This window comes from Pseudomonas sp. 3A(2025) (assembly GCF_054589175.1).
Genome location: NZ_BAAILM010000008.1, coordinates 49476 through 58286, shown reverse-complemented (window position 1 = coordinate 58286; position 8811 = coordinate 49476). Strand labels below are relative to the sequence as shown.

The 8811-nt window shown below is 59.8% G+C and carries 8 protein-coding genes; 6 read left to right on the top strand and 2 right to left on the bottom strand.

Annotated features, from left to right (window positions below):
- Positions 1-90 precede the first annotated feature (90 nt).
- Together ACYP2A_RS02375 and fdhA are read left to right on the top strand one after the other, a co-directional pair.
- The gene (locus tag ACYP2A_RS02375) at positions 91-948 is read left to right on the top strand and encodes a formyltetrahydrofolate deformylase (protein ID WP_459742411.1); all 858 of its coding nucleotides are present in this window, start codon (positions 91-93) and stop codon (positions 946-948) included.
- A 165-nt stretch (positions 949-1113) separates the two neighbouring features.
- Entirely contained in the window at positions 1114-2313 is a 1200-nt protein-coding gene (gene fdhA, locus ACYP2A_RS02370; RefSeq protein WP_459742409.1) for a formaldehyde dehydrogenase, glutathione-independent, read from the top strand.
- Positions 2314-2345: 32 nt separating this feature from the next.
- Here fdhA and ACYP2A_RS02365 read toward each other — a convergent pair whose 3' ends face one another.
- On the bottom strand, positions 2346-3224 hold the full coding sequence (locus tag ACYP2A_RS02365; protein ID WP_459742408.1) for an acyltransferase: 879 nt from the start codon (positions 3222-3224) through the stop codon (positions 2346-2348).
- 169 nt (positions 3225-3393) lie between these two features.
- Between ACYP2A_RS02365 and rloA2 the strand changes: the two genes are divergently transcribed.
- The 3 genes from rloA2 to creC are packed head-to-tail and all read left to right on the top strand — an operon-like array spanning position 3394 to position 6067.
- Positions 3394-3897 (top strand): retropepsin-like aspartic peptidase RloA2, encoded by a 504-nt coding sequence (rloA2, locus tag ACYP2A_RS02360; RefSeq protein WP_459742406.1) that lies wholly within the window; start codon positions 3394-3396, stop codon positions 3895-3897.
- A 57-nt stretch (positions 3898-3954) separates the two neighbouring features.
- The gene (gene creB / locus ACYP2A_RS02355) at positions 3955-4647 is read left to right on the top strand and encodes a two-component system response regulator CreB (RefSeq protein WP_459742404.1); all 693 of its coding nucleotides are present in this window, start codon (positions 3955-3957) and stop codon (positions 4645-4647) included.
- Between the two features lies 1 nt (position 4648).
- On the top strand, positions 4649-6067 hold the full coding sequence (gene creC / locus ACYP2A_RS02350; RefSeq protein ID WP_459742402.1) for a two-component system sensor histidine kinase CreC: 1419 nt from the start codon (positions 4649-4651) through the stop codon (positions 6065-6067).
- 62 nt (positions 6068-6129) lie between these two features.
- Here the strand turns inward: creC and ACYP2A_RS02345 are convergent, their stop codons facing one another.
- Entirely contained in the window at positions 6130-7068 is a 939-nt protein-coding gene (locus tag ACYP2A_RS02345; protein WP_459742401.1) for an Abi family protein, read from the bottom strand.
- Positions 7069-7383: 315 nt separating this feature from the next.
- Here ACYP2A_RS02345 and creD point away from each other — a divergent pair, with 315 nt between their 5' ends.
- The gene (gene creD / locus ACYP2A_RS02340; protein ID WP_459742399.1) at positions 7384-8748 is read left to right on the top strand and encodes a cell envelope integrity protein CreD; all 1365 of its coding nucleotides are present in this window, start codon (positions 7384-7386) and stop codon (positions 8746-8748) included.
- Positions 8749-8811 lie beyond the last annotated feature (63 nt).

The following is an 8811-nucleotide window of genomic DNA, read 5'->3' as shown; positions in this document are numbered from 1 at the left end:
ACCGGCTTTAGCCGGGAACCGTGTCGCTACCGTTCCCGGCTAAAGCCGGTCCTACGACGGTTGTACAGCTCTGAACCAGAAGGATGACTTATGAGCCGCGCCCCCGATACATGGATTCTGACCGCCGATTGCCCCAGTGTGCTGGGCACGGTGGATGCGGTGACCCGCTATCTGTTCGAGCAGGGCTGCTATGTCACCGAGCACCATTCGTTCGATGACCGGTTGTCCGGCCGCTTTTTCATCCGGGTCGAATTCCGCCAGCCGAAAGACTTCGACGAGGCCGGCTTTCGTGCCGGCCTGGCCGAGCGTGGTGCCGGTTTTGGCATGCTCTTCGAGCTGACCGCGCCAGCCTATCGGCCCAAAGTGGTGATCATGGTCTCCAAGGCTGATCACTGCCTCAACGATTTGCTATACCGCCAGCGCATCAACCAGTTGTCGATGGACGTGGTCGCGGTGGTGTCCAACCATCCCGACCTCGAACCGCTGGCGGCCTGGCATTCGATTCCTTACCACTATTTCCCGCTGGACCCCAACGACAAGCCCGGGCAGGAAGCAAAGGTCTGGCAGGTGATCGAAGAGTCCGGTGCAGAGCTGGTGATTCTTGCCCGCTACATGCAAGTGCTGTCGCCGGAGCTGTGCCGCAAACTGGACGGCAAGGCGATCAATATCCATCACTCGCTGCTGCCCGGTTTCAAGGGTGCCAAGCCGTACCATCAGGCCTACAACAAGGGCGTGAAAATGGTCGGTGCCACGGCGCACTACATCAATAACGACCTTGATGAAGGCCCGATCATCGCCCAGGGTGTCGAGGTGGTCGACCACGCGCACTACCCTGAAGACCTGATCGCCAAGGGCCGCGACATCGAATGCCTGACCCTGGCCCGCGCCATCGGCTATCACATCGAGCGCCGTGTGTTCCTCAACGCCAATCGCACCGTCGTGCTCTGATTCCTTTCTCTACCGCCTCTCAGCTTTAAATTAACGACTAATCTGTGCCCTTGTCGTTTTTGGAATAGCTGAGGGCGGTGTCACTGAAAATTCTCCGCTCGATTCAGCGCATCCTTGGCAGCAAGCGACACCCCTCGTTAACAACAACTAATAGAGGTGACATGCATGTCTGGAAATCGCGGTGTGGTGTATCTCGGCGCTGGCAAGGTCGAAGTACAGAAAATTGACTATCCGAAAATGCAGGACCCGCGTGGTCGCAAGATCGAGCACGGCGTGATCCTGCGTGTGGTGTCCACCAACATCTGTGGCTCGGACCAGCACATGGTGCGCGGCCGTACCACGGCGCAAGTAGGTCTGGTACTGGGGCACGAGATCACCGGTGAAGTGATCGAGAAGGGCAGCGGCGTCGAAAACCTGAAAATCGGCGACCTGGTGTCGGTGCCGTTCAACGTCGCCTGCGGCCTGTGCCGCTCCTGCAAGGAACAACACACCGGCGTGTGCCTGACCGTCAACCCGGCCCGCCCCGGCGGCGCGTATGGCTATGTCGACATGGGTGACTGGGTCGGTGGCCAGGCCGAGTACGTGCTGGTGCCGTACGCCGATTTCAACCTGCTCAAACTGCCGGACCGCGACCGCGCGATGGAGAAAATCCGCGATCTGACCTGCCTGTCCGACATTCTGCCCACCGGTTACCACGGTGCCGTAACGGCCGGCGTTGGCCCCGGCAGCACGGTGTATATCGCCGGTGCCGGTCCGGTCGGTCTGGCCGCTGCGGCGTCGGCGCGCTTGCTGGGTGCTGCGGTGGTGATCGTCGGTGACGTCAACCCGGTTCGTCTGGCCCACGCCAAGGCGCAGGGCTTCGAGATTGCCGACCTGTCCACCGACACCCCATTGCACGAGCAGATTGCCGCGTTGCTGGGCGAGCCGGAAGTCGATTGCGCGGTTGACGCCGTAGGCTTCGAAGCCCGTGGCCATGGCCACGAGGGTGTGAAGGCCGAAGCGCCTGCCACCGTACTCAACTCGTTGATGGGTGTGGTTCGTGTTGCCGGCAAAATCGGTATTCCCGGCCTGTACGTGACCGACGATCCGGGCGCGGTCGATGCCGCTGCCAAGCAGGGCGCTCTGAGCATCCGCTTCGGCCTGGGCTGGGCCAAGTCGCACAGCTTCCACACCGGGCAGACGCCGGTGATGAAGTACAACCGCCAGTTGATGCAGGCGATCATGTGGGACCGTATCAACATCGCCGATGTGGTGGGCGTGCAGGTCATCAGCCTGGATCAGGCACCGGCCGGCTACGGCGAGTTCGATGCCGGCGTACCGAAGAAATTCGTCATTGACCCGCACAAGCTGTTTAGCGCGGCGTAATGCTTTTTGCGGTTAAAGCCCTATGCAGGGCTTTAACCGCGAATGTTGCGAATCCGCTCGTCCTTCTCGACCCACAACCCATTCACCCATTCCTGCACCTTGGCCCGAAACACCGGGTCGTTCTCGTAATCGCCTTGCCACAGCGCAGGTTCGAGCTCTCGGGTCTGGATATCGATAATCACTTTCGGCACCCGTCCGCACAGCAAATCCCAGAAGCCCGGAATGTTTGCGTCGGGGTACACCACCGTCACATCCAGAATCGCATCGAGCTGTTCACCCATCGCTGCCAGCACAAAGGCCACGCCGCCGGCCTTGGGCTTGAGCAGGTACTGATACGGCGATTGCTGGGCGGCATGCTTGGCCGGGGTAAAGCGGGTGCCCTCCAGATAATTGACGATGGTCACCGGCTGGCGCTTGAACAGCTCGCACGCTGCTTGGGTGATTTTCAGGTCCTGGCCCTTGAGTTCGGGATGTTTGGCCAGAAAGGCCTTGCTGTAGCGCTTCATGAACGGATAATCCAGCGCCCACCACGCCAGGCCCAGGAACGGCACCCAGATGAGTTCTTTTTTCAGGAAGAACTTGAAGAACGGCGTGCGCCGGTTGAAGGTCTGGATCAGCGCCGGAATGTCTACCCATGACTGGTGATTGCTGACCACCAGATACGAGGTGTCGGTGCGCAAATCGGCGTTGCCGCGAATGTCCCACCGGGTCGGCAGGGTGGCGGCAAAAATCCATTTGTTGACCTCGGCCCAGGTCTCGGCAATCCACATCACCGCCGCCGAGCACTGGTCGCGCATATTGCCCTGAAAGATCAGCTTGAGCAGGGCAAACACCAGCAACGGGCCGATCAGCACCAGGGTATTGGTCAACAACAGCAGGGTAACGAAACAGCCGGTGAGGGCGCGGCGCATAGCAATCTCTGGGAGTGTGTGGTGTGCCTATGATAGATAGCCTGACTGGACGCGCCAACGAAACAGGTGCTTACAGATGTTTCTTGAAACGTTACGCGCGAACCAAGCGCCGTAGCGCTGTCTAAAACCGGGCGCCAATCGGGCGCCGACATTGTGAGGAGTCCATCGCGTGAAGACTGTTCTGGCGCTGTTGTCCCTGCTGGCGTTGCCTGCCCTGGCTGCCGATCCGACCCTTTACGGTCGTTACGAGAACATCAAGGTGCCCGAGGTCGGTGAGACCTTCAAGGCCAAGATGGACACGGGCGCGGTGACCGCTTCGTTGTCGGCCAAGGACATCGAGCTGTTCAAGCGTGATGGTGAGCAATGGGTACGCTTCCGCCTGGCCACCGAAGGCGCGAGCAACAAGGTGTTCGAGCACAAGCTGGCGCGCATCAGCAAGATCAAGGGCCGTGCCGACGAAGACGATGAAGAAGAAGGTGGCGTCGAGGCGGCCAAGCGGCCGGTGATCGAGCTGCAACTGTGCCTGGGCAAGGAACAGCGCACGGTCGAGGTCAACCTGGTGGACCGCAGCCACTTCAACTATCCGTTGCTGATCGGCGCCAAGGCATTGCGCGAGTTCGATGCCGCCGTCAACCCGGCGCGGCGCTATACCGCTGACAAGCCCGATTGCTGATTGACGATTGCTGGCCAATCGCGCACCGTTTCGCCATCGCTCACGGGCCTGGATGCCATGCCGCATATTCTGATTGTCGAAGACGAAGTCGCGATTGCCGACACCCTGATCTATGCCCTGCACAGCGAGGGTTTTACCACCGCCTGGCTGGAGCTTGGCCAGGCGGCCGTAGAGCACCAGCGGCAGACGCCGGCCGACCTGATCATTCTCGATGTCGGCCTGCCGGACATCACCGGCTTCGAGGCCTGCAAGCAATTGCGCCGCTTCAGCGACGTGCCGGTGATGTTCCTGACCGCCCGCAACGCCGAGATCGACCGCGTGGTGGGCCTGGAAATCGGTGCCGATGACTATGTGGTCAAGCCGTTCAGCCCGCGTGAGGTTGCAGCACGGGTCAAAGCCATCCTTAAACGTATGCTGCCGCGTGAAGCCGCAGCGCCGGTTCAGGCTGCCGGCAACGGCCTGTTTCAGCTGGACCTTGAGCGCGTGCAGATCAGCTATCGCGGCCAGCCGCTGAGCCTGACCCGCCACGAATTTCGCCTGTTGCAATGCCTGCTGGAGCAACCGGAACGGGTGTTCAGTCGTGAACAATTGCTCGATGCCTTGGGCGTAGCCTGCGATGCCGGCTATGAGCGCAGCATCGACAGCCACATCAAGAGCCTGCGTGCCAAGCTGCGGCTGGTGGCGGCCGACGCGGAGCCGATCCAGACCCATCGCGGTATCGGCTATAGCTTCAGCCCTGGACACAGCTAGCATGTCGCTGAGTATCCGGATCTTTCTGGTGTATGCGGTGTTCATCGCCCTGACCGGGTATTTCGTGCTCAGCACGGTGATGAAGGAAGTGCGCCCCGGCGTACGCCAGTCGACCGAAGAAACCCTGGTCGACACCGCCAACCTGCTGGCGGAAATCTTTCAGGACGATGTGCGCAAGGGCACGCTGGGCCAGAGCCGCTTCAACGAGGTGCTCAAGGACTACGGCCTGCGTGAGCCCGAAGCGACGATCTGGGAGCTGCGCAAGAAAAAGGTCAACAATCGCATCTACGTCACTGACGCCCGCGGCATCGTGCTGCTCGACTCGGCCGGCGTTGCGGTGGGCGAGGATTACTCGCGCTGGAACGATGTCTTTCTGACCTTGCGCGGTGAGTACGGGGCGCGCTCGACCCGCAGCGACCCTGAAGACTCCAACTCGTCGGTGATGCACGTCGGCGCGCCGATCCTCGATAAAGGCGCGATTATCGGCGTGGTCACCGTGGCCAAGCCCAACAGCTCGCTGCAACCTTATGTGGACCGCGCCGAGCGCCGCCTGCTGTGGTACGGCGGCGGGCTGATGGTGCTGGGGCTGCTGATGGGGGCGCTGTTTTCCTGGTGGCTCAGTTCGGCGCTGCGCCGCCTGACCCGCTATGCCCAGGCGGTCAGCGAAGGCCAGCGCGCCGAGCTGCCGCATTATCGCGGTGGCGAGCTGGAGCAGTTATCCACCGCCGTGGAGCATATGCGCACCCAGCTTGAAGGCAAGGCCTATGTCGAGCGCTACGTACACACCCTGACCCACGAACTGAAAAGCCCGCTGGCGGCGATTCGCGGCGCCGCCGAACTGCTTCAGGACGACATGCCCGAACCCCAGCGCCAGCGCTTTGCGAGCAATATCCAGAACGAAAGCCAGCGCATGCAACAATTGATCGAACGGCTGCTGAACCTGGCCATGGTCGAACAGCGCCAGGAACTGGAAGAGCGGGTGGCGATACCGTTGGCCGCGCTGGTCGATGAATTGCTGGCGGCCCGCACGGTGGCCGTCGAGCGCCTGCAACTGGCCGTCGAGCACCGCATCGACCGGACCCTGTGCCTGCATGGCGAGCGCTTTTTGCTGCAACAGGCGCTGGCCAACCTGCTCGACAACGCCCTGGACTTCACCCCGCTCGGCGGCACCCTGCGCCTGACCGCCGAGCGCCAGGACGACGGCATTCAACTGACCCTGTTCAACAGCAGCGAGGCGATTCCCGACTACGCCCTGGCGCGGTTGTGCGAGCGCTTCTATTCGCTGCCACGCCCGCACACCGGGCGTAAAAGCACCGGGCTGGGACTCAATTTCGTCGCCGAAGTGGTGCAGTTGCACGGCGGTCAATTGCGCATCGAAAATGCCGAGGGCGGGGTGTTGGTGAGCGTGTGGTTGCCGTGAATTGATCTTTCTGAGCGAGGCTCCGTATCTCAAACAGATGGTCAGCTTCTGGGGACCAACCGTCAGTAGTAAATAGCCTTGGTCATTCTGCGATGGTTCATTCTGTGTACCCGGTCAGGTGTTTGCGGACTCCAGGTTGGCCAGGCTTCAACGCACACGTGCGGTGATGAGCGCAGCACCGCTTCATATGTGCCGGTCTTTCCACTATTTTTTCGATAGATCACTAATGCATCTTTGGTCAGCAATGCCTGCAGCGAACACCAGTGATCAGATGCTTTGATGTAGTCGGTGATACTCGGATCGATCCACCCCGCAAGCCAGGCGACTCTATCGGCCAGGAGCTTCAGGCTGTTCACTGTCTGGCGCGGTCGGCGCGGAATGAAGCCCAGGTTGCCATGAGCATCGAACTCGGGCGTTCTCCATATCTGGTCATGATGGCCAATACGGTTTCGAACATCGCGTACCTGATACAAGAGGTTGGCTATCCTGTTGACGAATGCTGAATGACGGTAAGGCGTGGTTGCAAGATCGGGAGCATATGGAAAAGTCACGGTCAGTACGCTTTCCTGCATTCCGGTAGGATGCGAAGAATGCTTCAGCCCCTTGATGATCGTTTCCCAAAAACCAAATGGAAACTTGGCAATGATGTCATCAATGCTTGCTTTGCCTTTGCCCTTACGTTTTTCGATTTTTTCAACGGCCCTTTGAATCTCATCACAGGTGTTCGTTTTCAGCTTGTGCCATGAGGTGGGAGTCTTTGCGTTCGTAGGGTTTGGCCTCGTTTTCAGCATCCATTCGAAGCTGTCTACACCGCCATAGTATTGTGATAGACCGCGATGCAGGGCATTGCGCAGGCTGACTTCAAGATCGCCAAGAATCGGTAGCAAGGCAGAGCCAACAGCCTGGGTCCAGGCATAGCAGCCGAACAGGTCGCTTTCAGTCTTGGTAACGAAGAACGTCTCCAGCGTTTTGAGGCGGGGTGCGGTCAGGTGAGAAAGCATGAAGTCCCTTGTCAGCTCGTTGGTTTTCTACTAAGGTCGCTCTCGAAACGCGGGTTTTCTGGTTAGCGCCAGTCGTGCCCGTGTACCAGAGTAAGAACCCCGCCAAGCTGCGGGGTTTTTGCTTTGTGAAATCTGGAAATCTATCGTGGATCTATAGCCAGACGGCGCATCATCCTCTAACCGTCCAGGCGCGCCAATTTATTAGGCAAGGACTTCGGATAACTCCGAAATTTCCCACACAATCTCCACATTCCGCCCATCATCGCTCCACACGGCGCTTGCAGACTTTCCCCATAGCAAACAGGGAGAGTCCCCATGAATCGAAGTCTGGCAATGAAGTTGGGCATGATCGCGTTGTTGATCCTGCTGTTGTTGATTCCGCTGTTGATGATCGGCGGGCTGATCAGTGAGCGGCAGGCGCAGCGTGACGGTGTGCTGGATGATATTGCGCGCAGTTCCAGTTACAGCCAGCACATCAGCGGGCCGCTGGTGGTGGTGCCGTATCGCAAGACCGTGCGGGTGTGGAAAACCAGAGAGCAGACCGACGAGCGTTATCTTGAAACCCGGCAAGAGCGCGGCTCTTTGTACTTTCTGCCGGAGCGTTTCGAGCTTGATGGCAAGGTGCGTACCGAGCTGCGCGCACGGGGTATCTATGAAGCGCGGTTGTTCCATGCCGACAGCAAGATCAAGGGGCATTTCGAACTGCCCGAAAAATTCGGCCTGGAAGATGGCTTCGAAGACTACAGCTTTGACCGCCCGTTTCTGGCCGTCGGCATCAGCGATGTACGCGGTATCGAAAATGCGCTGAAGCTGCAGCTCAATGGCCAGAGTCTTGAGTTCGAGCCCGGTACACGGGTCACGCGACTGGGCGAGGGTGTCAGCGCCGATTTGCCGGTGCTGGATGGCAAGCAGACGACTCGTCTGGACTTTGCTTTCGACCTGAACCTGCAAGGCACCGGCAAGCTGAATATCACCCCGGTTGGCAAGTCCAGCCAGGTACAACTGGCCGCCGACTGGCCGCACCCCAGCTTCATCGGTAACTATTTGCCGACCCAGCGGGAAATCTCTGCCGAAGGCTTCACGGCGACCTGGCAGTCGACGTTCTTCTCGACCAACCTGGAACAGGCGCTGAGCAGTTGCCTGCTGACCGAGCAGTGCGGCGAATTGCAAAGCCGCAGCTTTGGCGTGAGCTTCATCGATCCGGTGGACCAGTACCTGAAAAGCGATCGGGCGATCAAATATGCGCTGCTGTTCATTGCCCTGACCTTTGCCGGCTTCTTTCTGTTCGAAGTGCTCAAAAGCATGGCGGTGCACCCGGTGCAATATGCGCTGGTCGGTGCGGCGCTGGCGCTGTTCTACCTGATGCTGCTGTCGTTGTCCGAGCACCTGGGGTTTGCCACCGCTTATCTGTTGTCGGCGGGCGGCTGTGTATTGCTGATCGGCTTCTATGTCAGCCACGTACTGCGCGGCGTGTTGCAGGGGCTGGGGTTTGCGGCGGGTCTGGCGGCGCTGTACGGCTTGCTCTATGGCTTGCTGAGCGCTGAAGACTACGCCTTGCTAATGGGGTCGTTGCTGCTGTTCGGCTTGCTGGGTGTGTTCATGGTGCTGACCCGCAAACTGGACTGGTACTCGATTGCGCCGGGCATCAGCGCCAAGCCTGCTGCCGGAGAAGCGCAATGAAAGAAGAGTCGTTATTGCGCCAGGAACAGCGCCTGGCCCGATGCCTGCTGGCACACATCGTCA